General features: G+C 61.3%; 19 protein-coding genes. 8 read left to right on the top strand and 11 right to left on the bottom strand.

The window, feature by feature from the left end; all coding sequences use genetic code 11:
* Nucleotides 1-32: 32 nt before the first annotated feature.
* Nucleotides 33-599 carry an NAD(P)H nitroreductase gene (locus tag DKB71_RS08285; RefSeq protein ID WP_408600062.1) on the top strand — a complete coding sequence of 189 codons (567 nt, stop codon included), beginning with the start codon at nucleotides 33-35 and terminating at the stop codon, nucleotides 597-599.
* Between the two features lie 82 nt (nucleotides 600-681).
* Here the strand turns inward: DKB71_RS08285 and DKB71_RS08290 are convergent, their stop codons facing one another.
* The 6 genes from DKB71_RS08290 to DKB71_RS08315 all read right to left on the bottom strand — a co-directional run bounded on the left by DKB71_RS08290 (nucleotide 682) and on the right by DKB71_RS08315 (nucleotide 4,985).
* Nucleotides 682-2,019, bottom strand: coding sequence for an ATP-binding protein (locus tag DKB71_RS08290; protein WP_408600063.1), 1,338 nt, complete (start codon nucleotides 2,017-2,019; stop codon nucleotides 682-684).
* A gap of 180 nt (nucleotides 2,020-2,199) precedes the next feature.
* A complete protein-coding gene (locus DKB71_RS08295) occupies nucleotides 2,200-2,649 on the bottom strand; it encodes an LTXXQ domain protein (protein ID WP_274074821.1) in 450 nt (149 codons plus the stop codon).
* A 229-nt stretch (nucleotides 2,650-2,878) separates the two neighbouring features.
* A complete protein-coding gene (locus DKB71_RS08300) occupies nucleotides 2,879-3,556 on the bottom strand; it encodes a response regulator transcription factor (protein ID WP_274074822.1) in 678 nt (225 codons plus the stop codon).
* Nucleotides 3,557-3,563: 7 nt separating this feature from the next.
* Nucleotides 3,564-3,977 (bottom strand): translation initiation factor 2, encoded by a 414-nt coding sequence (locus DKB71_RS08305; protein ID WP_274074823.1) that lies wholly within the window; start codon nucleotides 3,975-3,977, stop codon nucleotides 3,564-3,566.
* 110 nt (nucleotides 3,978-4,087) lie between these two features.
* Nucleotides 4,088-4,387 (bottom strand): YciI family protein, encoded by a 300-nt coding sequence (locus tag DKB71_RS08310; RefSeq protein ID WP_007984134.1) that lies wholly within the window; start codon nucleotides 4,385-4,387, stop codon nucleotides 4,088-4,090.
* 1 nt (nucleotide 4,388) lies between these two features.
* Nucleotides 4,389-4,985 carry a septation protein A gene (locus DKB71_RS08315; RefSeq protein WP_008055521.1) on the bottom strand — a complete coding sequence of 199 codons (597 nt, stop codon included), beginning with the start codon at nucleotides 4,983-4,985 and terminating at the stop codon, nucleotides 4,389-4,391.
* Between the two features lie 87 nt (nucleotides 4,986-5,072).
* Here DKB71_RS08315 and DKB71_RS08320 point away from each other — a divergent pair, with 87 nt between their 5' ends.
* The 7 genes from DKB71_RS08320 (at nucleotide 5,073) to arfB (ending at nucleotide 12,650) form a co-directional block, all read left to right on the top strand.
* Complete coding sequence (locus tag DKB71_RS08320; protein WP_274074824.1) at nucleotides 5,073-5,936, top strand: PHP domain-containing protein; 864 nt, start codon at nucleotides 5,073-5,075, stop codon at nucleotides 5,934-5,936.
* Between the two features lie 13 nt (nucleotides 5,937-5,949).
* On the top strand, nucleotides 5,950-6,579 hold the full coding sequence (locus DKB71_RS08325; protein ID WP_046816873.1) for an L-threonylcarbamoyladenylate synthase: 630 nt from the start codon (nucleotides 5,950-5,952) through the stop codon (nucleotides 6,577-6,579).
* Nucleotides 6,580-6,699: 120 nt separating this feature from the next.
* Complete coding sequence (locus tag DKB71_RS08330; protein WP_178134427.1) at nucleotides 6,700-7,398, top strand: ScpA family protein; 699 nt, start codon at nucleotides 6,700-6,702, stop codon at nucleotides 7,396-7,398.
* 11 nt (nucleotides 7,399-7,409) lie between these two features.
* Entirely contained in the window at nucleotides 7,410-8,363 is a 954-nt protein-coding gene (gene scpB, locus DKB71_RS08335) for an SMC-Scp complex subunit ScpB (protein WP_408600064.1), read from the top strand.
* 182 nt (nucleotides 8,364-8,545) lie between these two features.
* Nucleotides 8,546-9,757, top strand: a complete 1,212-nt coding sequence (rluB, locus tag DKB71_RS08340) for a 23S rRNA pseudouridine(2605) synthase RluB (RefSeq protein WP_408600065.1) — start codon at nucleotides 8,546-8,548, stop codon at nucleotides 9,755-9,757.
* A gap of 853 nt (nucleotides 9,758-10,610) precedes the next feature.
* Nucleotides 10,611-12,023: an amino acid permease gene (locus tag DKB71_RS08345; protein WP_408600066.1), complete on the top strand. Its 1,413-nt coding sequence runs from the start codon at nucleotides 10,611-10,613 to the stop codon at nucleotides 12,021-12,023.
* Nucleotides 12,024-12,236: 213 nt separating this feature from the next.
* The gene (arfB, locus tag DKB71_RS08350) at nucleotides 12,237-12,650 is read left to right on the top strand and encodes an alternative ribosome rescue aminoacyl-tRNA hydrolase ArfB (protein ID WP_008055510.1); all 414 of its coding nucleotides are present in this window, start codon (nucleotides 12,237-12,239) and stop codon (nucleotides 12,648-12,650) included.
* On the opposite strand, the gene DKB71_RS08355 is transcribed toward arfB, so the two are convergent.
* The 5 genes from DKB71_RS08355 to DKB71_RS08375 form a co-directional block, all read right to left on the bottom strand.
* Nucleotides 12,647-13,846, bottom strand: coding sequence for an MFS transporter (locus DKB71_RS08355; RefSeq protein WP_274074828.1), 1,200 nt, complete (start codon nucleotides 13,844-13,846; stop codon nucleotides 12,647-12,649). The two genes, arfB and DKB71_RS08355, sit on opposite strands and share 4 nt — an antisense overlap.
* A gap of 100 nt (nucleotides 13,847-13,946) precedes the next feature.
* Nucleotides 13,947-14,132, bottom strand: coding sequence for a hypothetical protein (locus DKB71_RS08360; RefSeq protein ID WP_274074829.1), 186 nt, complete (start codon nucleotides 14,130-14,132; stop codon nucleotides 13,947-13,949).
* Nucleotides 14,133-14,205: 73 nt separating this feature from the next.
* Nucleotides 14,206-14,337, bottom strand: coding sequence for a hypothetical protein (locus DKB71_RS08365; RefSeq protein WP_015096286.1), 132 nt, complete (start codon nucleotides 14,335-14,337; stop codon nucleotides 14,206-14,208).
* Between the two features lie 274 nt (nucleotides 14,338-14,611).
* The gene (locus tag DKB71_RS08370) at nucleotides 14,612-15,805 is read right to left on the bottom strand and encodes an amino acid aminotransferase (protein ID WP_408600067.1); all 1,194 of its coding nucleotides are present in this window, start codon (nucleotides 15,803-15,805) and stop codon (nucleotides 14,612-14,614) included.
* Nucleotides 15,805-16,161 carry a 4a-hydroxytetrahydrobiopterin dehydratase gene (locus tag DKB71_RS08375; protein ID WP_046816880.1) on the bottom strand — a complete coding sequence of 119 codons (357 nt, stop codon included), beginning with the start codon at nucleotides 16,159-16,161 and terminating at the stop codon, nucleotides 15,805-15,807. Before DKB71_RS08375 ends, DKB71_RS08370 begins: the two co-directional genes overlap by 1 nt.
* Nucleotides 16,162-16,163: the final 2 nt, after the last annotated feature.

Below are 16,163 nucleotides of genomic sequence, written 5' to 3' on the forward strand. Positions count from 1 at the left end.
AATAGCCGCACATTTTTTTCTGGAGGTGGCCGATGCAGGCTCTCGACGTTTTGCTCAACCGTGTTTCCGTGCCGCGCCTGATCGAGCCGGCACCTACCCAGGCGCAACGCGAAGTGCTGTTTGCCGCAGCCATGCGCGCCCCGGATCACGGCCACTTGCAGCCTTGGCGCTTCCTGACGGTCGAAGGCGCGGCGCGTGAGCAAATGGGCGAGTTGCTGGCCGAGGCGGCAAAGCTGCAGGACGCTGAAGTCACTGAAGCGGCCATCGACAAGGCGCGTAATGGACCGCTGCGGGCGCCATTGGTGGTGGTCGTGATCGCTCGGTTGCAGGATCACGTCAAGTATCCGAAGTCCGAGCAGTTGCTGGCCGCTGGTTGTGCGGCGCACGGGATTTTGCTGGCGGCCTATGCGCAGGGGATAGGTGCGGTCTGGCGTACCGGTGATCTGGCCTATTCGTCCCATGTGGCCAAGGGGTTGGGACTGGCGGAAGGGGAGGAGGTGATTGCCTTCCTGTACCTCGGCACGCCGCAAAAAGAACCGCGGGTGGCGGAGAAGGTTGATCTGGCCGAATTTGTCAGTGCCTGGCCCGGTAAAGCCTGAAGATCAAAAGATCGCAGCCTGCGGCAGCTCCTACAGTGTTACATCCGTAGGAGCTGTCGAGTGAAACGAGGCTGCGATCTTTTCAGGTCACCGCCCCCGGCACCAAAGGAAATTCCAGACTGGCAATAAATCCACCCTCAGGGTGATTGGCCAGCATCAGGCTTCCGCCATGGCGTTCCGCCGCACGGCGCGCAATCGCCAGTCCCAGGCCGTGCCCGGCCGCCGTTTGACCGGGCGCGCGATAGAACGGCTCACCCAGTTGGCGCAAATGTTCAGCCTCTGCCCCCGGCCCATGGTCACGCACGGTCACCACAATCCGGTCCCCTTGGCGCAACGCCTGCATTTCAATCGGCAGGCCGCCCGCCGGGTTGAAGCGCTGGGCGTTGCGCAGCAGGTTGTCCACGGCGCGCTCGATCATGGTCGGCCAACCCTTGAGGGTCAGCTGCGACTCGGCTTCCAGGTGCACGAGCTGATCGGGTGAACCCAGCTGTGCATCTTTTTGCAAGGTCGTGAGCAGGGCGTTGAGATCCACTTCTTCGGCACTGGCGTTATCGGCATCGACCCGTGCCAGCACGAGGATTTCGCTGATCAAGGCTTCGAGGCGGTCGCATTCGCGGGTGAGCCGCGGCCAGAGTTTTTCCCGCTCTTCAGGGCTGGCCCGTTCGGCCAATGCCAGGGCAATGCGCAGACGGGCAAGCGGGGACCGCAGTTCGTGAGACACATCGCGCAGCAATTGCCGTTGACTGCCGATCAGGCTTTGCAGGCGCGCGCCCATGCGGTTGAAGTCGTTGGCCAGCACGCCGAATTCGTCGCGGCGGTTGGCCAGCTTGACCAGGCTGTTCTGTTGGTAGGTGGTTTGTCCCAGGTCATGCACCGCGCCGCGTAAACGGCTGAGCGGGCGGGTGATGGAGAAGGTCACCAGCAGGCTGAACAGGGTCAGTACCACCAGGGCGATCCCCAGCGCACTCAACGGCCAGAGCAGGCTTTCGCGGTGCCAGGCGTCGAGTTCCGGGTGAGGGATGCGGTAGATGAACAGGTAGGTGTCACCACTTTTGTCGCTGGTGAACTCATCGGTCAGGCGCCGCCATGGCAGGCGGCGGTCGTCGTTGTTCTGCCGCGCCTCAAAGGCCGCCGCACGCCGTGGGAAGGTGCCGCGCACCACCGGGTCGCCACTTTCGTTGAGCACCTGGACGTCGATGTGATATTGGCGCTTGCGCTGTTGCAGAATGTCCTGGGCTGCGTCTTCGCCCTGGGTTTCGTAGGTTTGCGTCCATTGTTCGGCCAGGGTGTTGAGGCCCGGATGGCGACTGAGAATCCACGCGTCCTGATTGAGCATGTGCCCGAGCAGAATGGAGAGCCCTGCAACCAGGGCGATGGCCAGCCAGAAGCTGGCCAGGACCCGCCAGAACAATGAGCGCACAGAAAATCCTCGAACAGACCTGTAGGAGCGAGCTTGCTCGCGATAAACGACTAGACAACACGGGCTACCTGATGCCGCGCGTTATCGTTGACGTCCATCGCGAGCAAGCTCGCTCCTACAGTAGATCAAAAGCAATGAGGCCCAACGGTGGTTAACCGTTGAGCCGGGGGGGTTAGCACATTATTGCGCTTTTTGTGCCTGCTGCGCTTTCCAGGCCTTGAACTCTGCCCATTCCGCGCGACGTTCAGCCTGTTTTTTCTGAATCTCGTCGAATTTCTTCTGTTGATCCGGCTTCAACAAGGCACGCACATCGGCTTCGGCTTTCTTGTGGTTGGCGGCCATTTCATCTTTCATGGCTTTCTGGTCGGCTGGCGAGAGTTTTTCCAGGTACTTGTCGACCACTTGCTTACGCTCGTGCATCTGCTCGCCCATGATCTTGCGGATCTGCTCGCGCTGCTCGCGGCTCAGGTCCAGTTGGCTGTACGGGCCTTTACCGTGCATGCCGTGCATCTGACCGCCGTGGCGCGAACCGTCCATCGGGCCATCCATCGGGCCTGCGCCTTCAGGCATGGCCATGGCAACGGTCGGCAGGGCGGTGGCGAACATCAGAGCGATAAGAGTCTTGCGCATGGTGAATCTCCTTGTCTCATTCCCGGTACGTTCCGGATGAGTTCAGATTACGCAGATCAAGGTCAGCGGCGGTCAGCGGTAGGTAAAGCTTGGGTAAAGATGGTTTTGCGCCGACCTGACAAAAACAACCCTTGTAGGAGCTGGCTTGCCAGCGAAGGCGTCCGAAAGAACGACGCATTATTTAAGGAAGCCTTCGCCGGCAAGCCGGCTCCTGCAAGGGAGCGTAGGTTTAGAGGCTGTAGTAATAGCCGCGGCTGCGCAGGGCCACGATGCGCGGGCGGCCATCGGGATGCGGGCCGATTTTTTTGCGCAGGTTGCTCACGTGCATGTCGAGGCTGCGGTCGTACAGGGTCAGCTTGCGGCCGAGGGCGATTTGCGCGAGTTCCTGTTTGTCCAGCGGCTCGCCGGGCTGCTTGAGCAGGGCTTCGAGCAGGCGGCTTTCGGAAACTGTAAGCGTGAACTCCTGTTCATCGATGCTGACCACGCCGCGCACCGGGCTGAAACACAGGTCGCCCAGCTCCATCTGGCTGGATGCCGGCGCCGGATGGCTGCGGCGCAACACGGCGCGCAGACGGGCTGTCAGTTCCCGTGGGTCGCAAGGTTTGGCCAGGTAGTCGTCGGCACCGAGCTCCAGGCCGAGGATACGGTCCAGGGGTTCGCCGCGGGCGGACAGCATCAGCACCGGCAAGTCCGGGTGATCGCTGCGCAGTTGCTTGAGCAGTTCCAGGCCACTGCCGTCCGGCAACATCACGTCCAGCACCACGGCCGCCGGGGAGGTTTCGGCCAGTGCGCGACGGGCGCTCTGGCCATCGTGACAGGCGCGCACCTGAAACCCTTCCTGGCTCAGCCAGCTGCTCAGGAGCTCGCACAGCTCCTGGTCATCATCAATTAGTAACAGCTCGCTCATGAATCACTCAATTTAGCCATTGTCGACGTTTTCGACTCGCACCACTGGCGAAGATACCGCAGAGCAGGGCCAATAGCGCCACCCCGGCGCCAACGACGAACCACTGTTGCTGATCGGTCAGCAAGCGCGGGATCGTACTGCCGGCCTGGACTTCCCGAAGTTGCAGCTTGAGTCGCTGATTCTCCTGGCGCAACCGGACCAGCTGGACGCTTTCGCGTTCGCCATCGGCATTGTTCAATTGTTTGCCCAGTTCTTCTCGTTGCCGCTCGCTTTCCTTCAAGCGTTGCTGCAGTTCGTTGATCTGGCTGCCGGCGCTCAAGGACAGCGGCGTGGAGTTCGCGCCCTCGGCGGCTTCTTCACCGTGGGCGGGCGCCACGATCGACAACGTGACCAACATCAGACACAACGGACCTTTGCGCATCGCGACTCCTGATTCCAATACGGATATTGGGGAGTTTGTCGGCAGGCAAACGAGAATAATGAGCGATTGAGAACGCGATGAACCGATAAGGTTCACCGCGCCAAGAGACGTTACGGCAGGACTTGCTTGAAAGGCTTGACCAGGACGTTGGCGTAGACGCCGGCGGCGATGTACGGATCGGCGTCGGCCCAGGCCTGTGCGGCGCTCAGGGAGTCGAATTCGGCGACGATCAGGCTGCCGGTGAAACCCGCTGCCCCCGGATCATTGCTGTCGACCGCCGGATGTGGGCCGGCCAATACGATGCGACCTTCGCCTTTGAGCACCTGCAGGCGCTCAAGGTGTGCAGGCCGGGCGGCCAGGCGGGCTTCCAGGGAGTTGGCGACGTCTGTGGCAATGATTGCGTAAAGCATGTCAGTCCTCGGTTTTCGGCGTTGTGGTATCGGCGTCGTGCAGGTGGCGGGAAAGGTAGATGCCCTGGCCGACCAGGAACAGCAAAGTCATGCCCAGGCTGCCGAAGACCTTGAAGTCGACCCAGTAGCTCTGGAACGTGAACGCGACGAACAGGTTGGCGGCACCGCAAAACAGGAAAAACGCGATCCAGGCGATGTTCAGGCGCGTCCAGACCGGCTCCGGCAGGCTCAGCGCGTGGCCCATGATGCGCTTGATCAGCAGTTGGTCACCGATGAAGTGGCTGCCGATGAACGCCAGGGCGAACAACCAGTTGACCACCGGAGCTTTCCATTTCAGGAAGGTCTCACTGTGGAAGGCCAGGGTCAGGCTGCCGAAGACCAGGCAGGCGATGAGGGTCAGCCACTGGCTCTTCTCCAGCTTGCGCTGCTTGATGAACAGCGTGCCGTAGACCACCAGGGAACTGATGATCAGCATCGCGGTGGCGCTGTAGATGCCGCCTACAGTGACCTCGTGGCCGGCAATGTCGACGACCCGTGGATCGATCTTGAAGACGATGAAAAACAGCAGGAGCGGGATGAAATCGATGAATTGTTTCACAGTGGCAGCCAGAAGCAGGATGTGGCGGCATAATAACAAACATATGGGCGCGCGATAGCGCCAGCTGATTTGAGGTTACAAAGCCCTGTGAATGTTGATTTGCACTGCCATAGCACGGCCTCCGATGGCGCCCTGGCGCCTGCGATCCTGGTTGCGCGAGCGTTCGAGAAAGGCGTGCGAGTCCTGGCCTTGACCGATCACGACACCCTCGAAGGCCTCGACGAGGCCCGCTGTGCAGCGAATGCGCTGGGGATGCAACTGGTCAATGGCGTCGAATTGTCCTGCACCTGGGGCGGCGCGACCATTCACGTGCTGGGCTACGGTTTCGATGTCAATGCCGCGCCGTTGGTCGAGGCGATTGCCAAGTTGCGCGACGGCCGCTGGCTACGTTCCGAGGAAATCAGCCGCAAACTGGCGTTGAAAGGCATGCCGGGGGCGCTCGAAGGCGCCCGGGAAGTCCAGCAGGCCCTGGGCGACAGCGGTAACGCGCCGGCCCGCCCGCACTTCGCCGACTGGATGGTGCGCGAAGGTTTCGTCAAGGATCGCGCCGAAGCGTTCCGCAAATGGCTGGGTGCCGGCAAGCTGGGCGACGTCAAGCAACACTGGCCAACCCTGGAAGAAACCGTCGAAACCCTGCGCGCGGCCAAGGCGTGGGTCAGTCTGGCCCACCCCTGGCACTACGAATTCACTCGCAGCAAGCGTCGCCGCCTGATTGCCGACTATATTCAAGCAGGGGGCCACGCGATCGAAGTGGTCAATGGCCATCAGCCTGCCGAGCAAGTGGGCAGCCTGGCTATTCTGGCCCGCGAGTTCGGTCTGCTGGTCAGCGCCGGCAGTGATTTTCATGGCCCTGGAGGCTGGTCCGAGATCGGTGAATATCGCCCGCTTCCGGAGGATCTGCCACCACTGTGGTGTCGATTCAAACATGACCCAAATATTGCCGTCGTCTGAACAGGTAGAGAATGTGAGTCAATTTTTCCAGATTCATCCGGAAAACCCGCAAGCGCGCCTGATCAAGCAGGCTGTCGAGATCATTCGCAAGGGCGGGGTGGTGATCTATCCCACGGACTCCTCCTACGCCATCGGTTGCCAGATCGGCGACAAGGTCGCCGTGGAGCGCGTACGCCGACTGCGCCAGCTCGACGAAAAGCACAACTTTGCGCTGATCTGCAGCGATCTGTCACAACTGGGGCTGTTCGCCAAGATCGACACGGGCACCTTCCGCATTCTCAAGGCTCACCTTCCAGGGCCCTACACCTTCATCCTCAACGCCACCCGTGAAGTCCCGCGCCTGCTGTTGCATCCGAAAAAGCGCACCATCGGCCTGCGGGTGCCGAGCCATCCGATTGCCCTGGCGTTGCTCGAAGAGCTTGGCGAACCGTTGATGAGCGTGACGCTGATCATGCCGGGCGACGAGGATCCTTTGACCGATCCTTACGAAATGCGCCAGTTGCTCGAGCATCAGGTCGACCTGATCATCGATGGCGGTTTCGGCGGGATCAAGGCTTCCACGGTGATCAACCTCGCCGACGGCGAGCCGGAAGTGATCCGTGTCGGTTGTGGCGACCCTGCGCCGTTCATGGTCGAGGCCTAGATGTCCGCAGTTGAACCCGTCGACAGTCAGGCCGGGGCCCAGCAAGAGCTGCCTTTCGCCATGGTCTATGGCCAGGCGGTCATGGAAATGCCGCTGGACCTGTACATCCCGCCGGATGCGCTGGAGGTCTTTCTCGAAGCCTTCGAAGGCCCCCTCGACCTGCTCCTGTACCTGATCCGCAAACAGAACATCAACATCCTCGACATCCCGGTGGCGGAAATCACCCGTCAGTACATGGGGTATGTCGAGTTGATGCAGTCGGTGCGCCTGGAACTGGCCGCCGAATACCTGGTGATGGCCGCGATGCTGGCCGAAATCAAGTCGCGGATGCTGCTGCCGCGGGCTGAAACCGTCGAGGACGAGGAAGAAGACCCGCGCGCCGAACTGATCCGTCGCTTGCAGGAGTACGAGCGTTTCAAGGCCGCCGCCGAAGGCATCGATGGCCTGAGCCGGGTCGGTCGCGACGTGGTGGTGCCCAAGCTCGATGCCCCGGAAGCCAGGGCGCGCAAACTGTTGCCGGATGTGCGCTTGTCCGAGATTTTGCTGTCCATGGCCGAGGTCCTTCGCCGTGGCGACATGTTCGAAAGCCACCAGGTCAGCCGCGAAGCACTGTCCACCCGCGAACGCATGAGCGATGTGCTGGAACGGCTCAAGGGCGGCGGTTTCGTACCGTTCGTCGAGCTGTTCACCGCCGAGGAAGGGCGCCTGGGGGTTGTCGTGACCTTCATGGCAATTCTCGAGCTGGTCAAGGAATCCTTGGTCGAGCTGGTGCAGAATGAGCCGTTCGCCGCGATCCACGTCCGAGCACGAGCCGAATAACGAGTCCAATCATGAACCTGAGTGAACCCCGCGAGCTGGCGCCACTGCTCGAAGCCTTTCTGTTGGCCTCTGGAAAACCGCAATCGCTGGAGCGCCTGTTCGAGCTCTTCGAAGAGGGCGAGCGCCCGGAACCGGCGGTCTTCAAGAAAGCCCTGACCATCCTGGGCAAGTCCTGTGATGGCCGCGCCTACGAGTTGAAGGAGGTTGCTTCCGGCTATCGCCTGCAAATCCGTGAAAAGTTTTCGCCGTGGGTCGGGCGCTTATGGGAAGAGCGGCCGCAGCGCTACTCGCGGGCCATGCTCGAAACCATTGCCTTGATCGCCTATCGCCAGCCGATCACCCGGGGCGAGATCGAGGATGTGCGGGGCGTGGCGGTCAACAGCCAGATCGTCAAGACGCTGATGGAGCGCGAGTGGATCCGCATCGTCGGCTACCGCGATGTGCCGGGCAAGCCGGCGATGTTCGCCACCACCAAGGCGTTTCTCGATCATTTCAACCTGAAGAACCTGGATGACCTGCCGCCGCTGGCCGAGGTACGCGAACTGGAGCCGGACCCGGTGCTCGATTTCGACGACGCGCCAGTACCTGCAGGGCTGCAAGAACTGGCCGACGCCAGCGCGGAGCCGGAAGAGCCCAAGGAAGAGACCAGTTTCCATACGCTGTTGCTGGAGTTGGACAGCATGGAGGAGGGGATCAAGACCGATTTCGACGATTTGTTGCGTGATGGTGAGTTGCCGGGGATTGATCCGGAGCAGCCTGACATCGAAGCGGAACAGGTTGAACCCGAAGCTGAGCCCGAGCAGGAAGACGACATCCTCGGCGTTGCCGAGGCTCGCGAAAAGCTCCTGGCCGCCGTCGCTGCCCTCGAACAGCCGAAACCCGAGTCGGAGCTATCCGACGAAGAAGCCGAAGCCTTGGCCCTGGCCGAAGCCATCGAAGCCGAACGCCGCGAATTCGACGACTGACACAGTTCCAATGTGGGGGAAAGTGTTCACAGTGGATCACCGGCCGGCGGAAAAGCCAATAACCTTGCATTCATCAGCTAGTCTCTGATGCGCAAACGCCCACATGCGCGTATGATTCGCGACCCTTCGGCGATCCCTTCGCCCAAGTACCCAGTTTTCAGAACACACCGGGAGGTGCCCAGATGAGTATCAAAGACCAGAAAGACGACCAGGAAATCGGCCCAGCAGGCGAAAAACTGCAGAAGGTCCTCGCCCGTATCGGCGTCGGCTCGCGCCGTGACGTGGAAGCCTGGATCAGCCACGGCCGGATCAAGGTCAACGGCAAAGACGCCACCCTTGGCCAGCGCGTCGACATGCACGACGCCATCACCATCGACGGCAAGGTCATCAAGCGTGAAGAGGCCGCCGAGTCGGTCCGCCGCGTGATCATGTACAACAAGCCCGATGGCGAAATCTGCACCCGTGTCGACCCGGAAGGCCGTCCGACCGTGTTCGACAAGATGCCAAAGCCGAAAGAAGGTCGCTGGATCAACATCGGGCGCCTCGACATCAACACCACCGGCCTGCTGATGTTCACCACCGACGGTGAGCTGGCCAACCGCCTGATGCACCCTTCCTACGAAATGGACCGTGAATACGCGGTACGTGTGCGTGGCGAAGTCGATGACGAGATGATCGAGCGCCTGAAAGCCGGCGTGGTCCTCGAAGACGGCCCGGCCAAATTCACCGACATCAAGCAGGCGCCGGGCGGCGAAGGTTTCAACCACTGGTACCACTGCGTGGTGATGGAAGGTCGTAACCGCGAAGTACGTCGCCTGTGGGAATCCCAGGGCCTGGTGGTCAGCCGTCTGAAGCGCGTGCGTTTCGGTCCGGTGTTCCTCAACTCGGACCTGCCGATGGGTCGCTGGCGCGAAATGAGCCAGTACGAAGTCGACATCCTGAGTGCCGAGGTCGGCCTGACGCCGGTCGCGATGCCGCAGATGAACGCCAAGAGCAAAGACAAGCTTGACCGGATGCAGCGTAAATCGTCGCGACCAATGGCCAAGACCGAGCGCGTACGGACCCTGCGTCCAGCCACCGCCGCACCTGCAGCGCCACGTGCCAGCCGCGAGCCGCAGATCGAAGGCGAGCGCCCGGCGCGCAAGCCGGCTGCTCGTCAGGACGGTGAGCGCGGTCCACGCACGCCGCGTCCGGCCAATGGCCGTACCGAGCGTGGCGAAGGTCGTGGTACGCCGGTAGCTGATCGTCCGGCCGACACCAAGCGTCCGACCAAGCCGGCGCCGAAGCGTCCGGGGATCAAGCTGGTCGACGGTGATGCGCCGTCGGGCAAACGCCGTGGCGCACCGGCCGGTTCCGGTCAGCGTCCGGGGTTTGGTCGTCGCAAGCCTGAGTAATCGGAAAGCGCTTCATGAAAAACGCCAGCCTTCGGGTTGGCGTTTTTTTTGTGCCTGGTTTTAGCCCTGTAGCGTTTTTGAGGACGCTTTCGCGAGCAAGCCCGCTCCCACAGGTGACCGAGTCGGCACAGATAAATGCGATCCACTGTGGGAGCGGGCTTGCTCGCGAAAGCGCCAGTCGCTGCACCAGTGATTCCGAAGTGGAAAGTCAAAATGACAGGCTGTAAAGATTTCATGACGAAATCCCCGTATTAACCCCATGAAATCGCCTTTCCCGTAATGCCGTAAAAAAATTCTTACGCTCAATTCGCTCAAGTCCTTCCCCCAGCCCTCTAGCCCGCTTGTTTCCCGCCCCCATGCAAGGTGTTATGCGCGCCATGCCTGTCGTGCAGGTGCATAACAAAAAGGAGGCGCAATGAACGCCGCAATCCGTTTCCAGCTCCCATCGCGGGTCGGTTTTTCCACCGTCCCGGTCCATGACCCGCAAAGGTCTGACCTCCTTTTTGCAGTCGCCCGATCCCATCGAGGCGGACACATGCAATCCCGGCTACCGACACGCTGATCCAGCGGGGTCTGGCAACAGGGGGTTACCGGTGTACAATGCGCCGCGTTTTACCTGTGACCTCCTGCGCAAATGCGCAAACCTCAAGGCTATCCGCCTTGTTCACTCCGCCGCGCCACAAGCGCGCCGGGTTCGATTTCGTCACAGATAAAAACAAACAGGTGACGCATGACCGTTGTAAATACGCTGAACTCCTGGTGCCTGCGCTGGGGTTTGATCGGCGCTGCTTAACGTCTGTCTTGAGCAGCAACGCCTTCTGAACATCATCAAACCTTGCGTGAGACCCTTTTCATGAGTGGACAAAACTCGCATTCAGGCGAGCTGAAACGCGGCCTGAAAAATCGCCACATTCAATTGATTGCCCTCGGTGGCGCGATTGGTACCGGTCTGTTCCTCGGCTCGGCCGGGGTACTGAAATCCGCCGGCCCGTCGATGATCCTCGGCTACGCCATCTGCGGTTTCATCGCCTTCATGATCATGCGCCAGCTAGGTGAAATGATCGTCGAAGATCCGGTGGCCGGCTCCTTCAGCCACTTCGCGCACAAGTACTGGGGCGGCTTTGCCGGTTTCCTGTCGGGCTGGAACTGCTGGATCCTGTACATTCTGGTCGGTATGTCGGAGCTGACGGCGGTCGGCAAATACATCCACTACTGGGCGCCGGACATCCCGACCTGGGCCTCCGCAGCGGCGTTCTTCGTGCTGATCAACGTGATCAACCTGGCCAACGTCAAAGTCTTTGGCGAGGCCGAGTTCTGGTTCGCGATCATCAAGGTCGTGGCGATCGTCGGCATGATTGCCCTGGGCAGCTACCTGCTGGTCAGCGGCAACGGCGGCCCGCAAGCGGCGGTCAGCAACCTGTGGTCCCACGGCGGCTTCTTCCCGAATGGGATCAGCGGCCTGGTGATGGCCATGGCGTTCATCATGTTTTCCTTCGGTGGCCTGGAAATGCTCGGTTTCACCGCAGCTGAAGCCGACAAGCCGAAGACCGTGATCCCGAAAGCGATCAACCAGGTGATCTACCGGATCCTGATTTTCTACATCGGTGCGCTGGTGATCCTGCTGTCGCTGACCCCGTGGGACAGCTTGCTGGCCACCCTGAACGCCTCCGGTGATTCCTACAGCGGCAGCCCGTTCGTGCAAGTGTTCTCGATGCTGGGCAGCAACACCGCTGCGCACATCCTCAACTTCGTGGTCCTGACCGCGGCCTTGTCGGTGTACAACAGCGGCACCTACTGCAACAGCCGCATGCTGCTGGGCATGGCCGAGCAGGGCGATGCGCCGAAAGCATTGGCGAAGATCGACAAGCGCGGCGTGCCAGTGCGTTCGATCCTGGCCTCGGCCGCCGTGACCCTGATCGCGGTGCTGCTGAACTACCTGATCCCGCACAGCGCGCTGGAACTGCTGATGTCGCTGGTGGTGGCCACCCTGGTGATCAACTGGGCGATGATCAGCTACTCGCACTTCAAGTTCCGCCAGCACATGAACAAGACCAAACAGACGCCGCTGTTCAAGGCCTTCTGGTACCCATACGGCAACTACATCTGCCTGGCGTTCGTGTTGTTCATCCTCGGCGTGATGTTGTTGATTCCGGGGATCCAGACATCGGTGTACGCGATTCCGGTGTGGCTCGTGTTCATGTGGGTCTGCTACGGCATCAAGAACAAGCGCAGCGCACAGCGCGCCTTGCAGCCAGCGGTGGAATAACTGCACACAGTAAAAACAAACCCGGCCAAGTGCCGGGTTTTTTATAGCGCAGCAAAAACCTGTGGGAGCGTGGCTTGCCCGCGATGAACGATAAGGCGGTGCCCCTGATAAACCGTGGCGCCTGAATCGCGGGCAAGCCACGCTCCCACAAGGTCCGCATTCCTTCAATCTATTCGCGGTATCCTGAACACTCTCGAATACGGACGCTTTTCCATGCTGGTGATTTCCAACAACGTGCATCTGCCGGATGCCGAGATCGAATTGACGGCGATTCGCGCCCAGGGTGCGGGAGGGCAGAACGTCAACAAGGTCTCCAGCGCGGTGCACCTGCGCTTTGACATTCCGGCTTCGTCCTTGCCCGAGTTCTACAAGGAGCGGCTGTTGGCGCTGCGCGACAGTCGCATCACCAGCGAAGGCGTGTTGATCATCAAGGCCCAGCAATACCGGACCCAGGAGCAGAACCGCGCCGATGCGCTGGAGCGTCTGGTCGAGTTGATCCAGAGTGCCACCAAGGTCGAAAAGAAGCGCCGGCCGACCAAGCCGACCCTCGGGTCCAAGACCCGTCGGCTCGAGTCCAAGAGCAAGCGCGGCAACATCAAGGCCGGGCGCGGCAAGGTCGACTTCTAGCGTGAATCCCGCGCCTGGCGTTGCTTCGGTGCCTGCCGGTACAGGTAAACGCTCAACGCCAGGCCGCTCAAGGCGGCGAGGGCGGCGAACAGGAAGATCGAGGCAAAGCCGAAGCCCGCCGCAACCGCACCAGCCAACGGCCCGGTGATCCCCAGCGACAAGTCGATGAACAGCGAATAGGCGCCAACCGCCGCCCCGCGGCTGGAGGCCGGCACCAGGTTGACCGCTTCGACACCCAGCGCCGGAAACACCAGCGAGAAACCGAAACCGCTCAAGGCCGCGCCCGCCAACGCCCAGTGCGCATCGGGCGCCAGCCATAGCAGCAACAGGCCCAGGGTTTCCACCGACAGGCAGGCAATCGCCACGCGAAAACCGCCGAGGCGATTGATCAGGTTGCCGAACAGCAGGCGCGCACCGATGAAGCTCGCACCGAACAGGCTCAGGCACAGCACGGCGTTGTCCCAGTGTTGGGTGGCGTAGTACAGGGTGATGAAGGTGGCAATGGTGCCAAAGCCGATCGAGCCCAGGGCGAGGCCGCAACCGTGGGGCAGGACCCGACCGAGCACATGCATGAACGGCAGTCGTTCGCCGACCACAATGGGCGCGGCGGTTTTCGGCCAGGCCAGCAGCAGGCCAAGCAGCGCCAGCAGGACAATGCTCACGCCCATGCTCCACAAGCCCAGCTGCTTGACCAGCAACACGCCCAAGGGGGCGCCCACGGCCAATGCGCCGTAACTGGCGATGCCGTTCCAGGAGATGACCTTGGCGGTGTTCGCCGCGCCGACCCGGCCGATGCCCCAACCAATGGAGCCTGAGCCCACCAGGCTTTCGGCGCTGCCGAGCACCAGGCGGCCGATCAGCAGGCTGATCAGGCTGAGCATCGGCAGGCTTTGGGTCCAGGCCGAGATCAGCATGAACACGCCGCTCAGGCCACAGCCGGCCAGGCCATACATGACCGCCAGCTTGCTGCCCTTGTTGTCGATGATTTTCCCGGCGTAGGGGCGGCTGAGCAGGGTGGCCAGATACTGCACGCTGATCACCAGCCCGGCGATCACCGCACCAAAACCCAGGTCGCTATGGACATAGCCCGGCAGTACCGCCAATGGAATGCCGATATTGAGGTAGCCGATGAAGGTAAACAGGACGATGGAAACGACTTGCAGCGTGACCGCCAGGGGGCGCTGGTTTTCAGACATGGGTAAAGGTCCACGGGAAAGCAGGATAGATAGGCTGCTTATGATAGCGGCGCGAGCGGCCGCGGGTCGTGGAAAAAGTAAAACTATTTACCGGGCGGGATCAGTCGGGCTTTGCAGGTGCGACCAGTTGCGTGGTGACCAGGGCGGCCAGTGCGTTTTCTTCGCTGCCGAAGCGGGCGAGCAAAGCGGCCTGTTTCTCGGGGGAGAGGCGATTCCAGATCTCGATCATTTTCTCGGCGGTGCCGATCAGGAGGCTGGCCTGGGTTTCGTCGAATTCGTCGGTCATGGGCGGGGTCACTGTTCAGGCGGTGTGGAAAGCGCATGTTAGCGCTTTCCACACAGTCTGTACGGCGGGTGTTTCAGTCTTCGCTGTCTGCCTGGCGGCGGTCAGTGGCTTCTTTCGGCTCGGGCTGTTGCGCACCGGCTTGTTGCGTGGTCGTCTGCTCAGGTACGTGCAGGCTTGGGAAGGGGAGATTAGGAATCTCGTGCATGGTCGCGCTCCTCGCTAAGTCTGTTGATAGATCTGGTAGATCCGCGCTTTCAAAAAAGCCTGGGCAGGATACAGGAGTAGAAATGACAAACAGACTTTTATATCCATTTGTTTCGACGAATGGGGTTGTATATACAGGGAAATAAGAGGAGCAATGCAAAACTAATGTGGGAGCGGGCTTGCTCGCGAAAGCGGTAGATCAGTCAATATGGATGTCGACTGACATTCCGCATTCGCGAGCAAGCCCGCTCCACAGGATTTGCAGTGTTTGGAAGTTATTTGCAGACTTTGGCGATCGCCTCGGCCAGCAAATCCAGGCGCGTAGCATCAATGCCGGCAACGTTCGCCCGACCCGAACTGACCATGTACACGCTATGGTTATCCCGCAGCACTTTCACTTGCTCAGGTGTCAACCCGGTGTAGGAAAACATTCCGCGCTGCACACCAATGTGCGCAAAGCGCTCACGCAAACCGTAAGCCTCCAGCGCTTCGAGCAAACCGCTGCGCAGTTGCGCAATACGCAAGCGCATGGTTTCCACTTCGTCGGCCCAGAGGTTTTTCAGTTCCGGGTCGCCGAGGATGGTCGCCACCACGGCAGCGCCGTGATCCGGCGGCGTCGACCACAGGTTGCGGGCGATGTGGGCCAGTTGGCTGCGGATGTCGGTCAGCTTGTCGGCGGATTTCGCACAGACAATCAGCGCGCCGGTGCGGTCGCGGTACAGGCCGAAGTTCTTCGAACAGGAGCTGGTGATCAAGACTTCCGGCAACTCGGCGGCGAACAGTCGAGTCGACCAGGCGTCCTGCTCCAGGCCGTCACCGAAGCCCTGGTAGGCGAAATCGATCAGCGGCAGCAACTCGCGCCGGCGCACCACGTCCAGCACCCGGCGCCAGTCGTCATGGGACAGATCGAAGCCGGTCGGGTTGTGGCAGCAGGCGTGCAACAGCACCACGTCGCCCTTGGGGGCTTGCTCGAGCGCGGCGAGCATGGCGTCGACGTCGAGACGGTTGTCACTGCCCACGTACGGGTAATGACTGACCTTGACCTTGGCCGCGGCGAAAATGGTTTCGTGAATCGGCCAGGTCGGATTGCTCAGCCAGACGCCACGGCCCGGCAGGCACTGGGCGATGAAGTCAGCGCTCAAGCGCAACGCACCAGTGCCGCCCGGGGTCTGGGTGGCGCCGGCGCGCTGTTCGCTCAGCAGCGTCGAGTCGGCGCCGAGCACCAACTCACTGATGACTTTGCCGAAAGCCGCGTCGCCGTGACCGCCGATGTAGGTCTTGGTGGTCTGGCGATCCACCAGGCGCGCTTCGGCCAGCTTCACCGCCTGGGGAATGGTGGTCAGGCCCTGGGCGTCTTTGTAGACACCCACGCCGAGGTCGAATTTGCGCGGGTTGGGGTCCTGCGCATACGCCTCCATCAGACCGAGGATCGGGTCGCCGGGCACCCGGCCGATGGCGTCGAAATGCATTATTTGCGGCCCTCGGCGTCCTTGGCAACGATGTCCGTGCGCGCGGCCATGATGAAGTCGTTGCGGTGCAGGCCCTTGATCGAGTGGCTCCACCAGGTCACGGTGACTTTGCCCCACTCGGTCAGCAGGCCAGGGTGATGACCTTCGGCCTCGGAGATTTCACCGACGGCGTTGGTGAACGCCAGGGCGTGCTTGAAGTTCTTGAACAGGAAAACCTTTTCCAGCTGCATGATGCTGTCGCGAACTTCGATGTTCCAGTCCGGGATCTGCTTGATCAGGATCGGCAGTTCTTCATCGCTGACCTGTGGGGCGTCGGCGCGGCAGGCTTCGCAGTGGGCTTGGTTCAATGTGGACATGA

Source organism: Pseudomonas sp. PLMAX (genome assembly GCF_046042685.1).
Taxonomy (GTDB): domain Bacteria; phylum Pseudomonadota; class Gammaproteobacteria; order Pseudomonadales; family Pseudomonadaceae; genus Aquipseudomonas; species Aquipseudomonas putida_AE.

Excerpts from the sequence above, each read along its gene's own strand:
- DKB71_RS08285 (WP_408600062.1), top strand. The coding sequence starts at position 33 with ATGCAGGCTCTCGACGTTTTGCTCAACCGTGTTTCCGTGCCGCGCCTG.
- DKB71_RS08295 (WP_274074821.1), bottom strand. The coding sequence starts at position 2,649 with ATGCGCAAGACTCTTATCGCTCTGATGTTCGCCACCGCCCTGCCGACC.
- DKB71_RS08300 (WP_274074822.1), bottom strand. The coding sequence starts at position 3,556 with ATGAGCGAGCTGTTACTAATTGATGATGACCAGGAGCTGTGCGAGCTC.
- DKB71_RS08305 (WP_274074823.1), bottom strand. The coding sequence starts at position 3,977 with ATGCGCAAAGGTCCGTTGTGTCTGATGTTGGTCACGTTGTCGATCGTG.
- DKB71_RS08310 (WP_007984134.1), bottom strand. The coding sequence starts at position 4,387 with ATGCTTTACGCAATCATTGCCACAGACGTCGCCAACTCCCTGGAAGCC.
- scpB (WP_408600064.1), top strand. The coding sequence starts at position 7,410 with ATGAACCTGAGTGAACCCCGCGAGCTGGCGCCACTGCTCGAAGCCTTT.
- rluB (WP_408600065.1), top strand. The coding sequence starts at position 8,546 with ATGAGTATCAAAGACCAGAAAGACGACCAGGAAATCGGCCCAGCAGGC.
- DKB71_RS08345 (WP_408600066.1), top strand. The coding sequence starts at position 10,611 with ATGAGTGGACAAAACTCGCATTCAGGCGAGCTGAAACGCGGCCTGAAA.
- arfB (WP_008055510.1), top strand. The coding sequence starts at position 12,237 with ATGCTGGTGATTTCCAACAACGTGCATCTGCCGGATGCCGAGATCGAA.
- DKB71_RS08355 (WP_274074828.1), bottom strand. The coding sequence starts at position 13,846 with ATGTCTGAAAACCAGCGCCCCCTGGCGGTCACGCTGCAAGTCGTTTCC.
- DKB71_RS08360 (WP_274074829.1), bottom strand. The coding sequence starts at position 14,132 with ATGACCGACGAATTCGACGAAACCCAGGCCAGCCTCCTGATCGGCACC.
- DKB71_RS08365 (WP_015096286.1), bottom strand. The coding sequence starts at position 14,337 with ATGCACGAGATTCCTAATCTCCCCTTCCCAAGCCTGCACGTACCTGAG.
- DKB71_RS08370 (WP_408600067.1), bottom strand. The coding sequence starts at position 15,805 with ATGCATTTCGACGCCATCGGCCGGGTGCCCGGCGACCCGATCCTCGGT.
- DKB71_RS08375 (WP_046816880.1), bottom strand. The coding sequence starts at position 16,161 with ATGTCCACATTGAACCAAGCCCACTGCGAAGCCTGCCGCGCCGACGCC.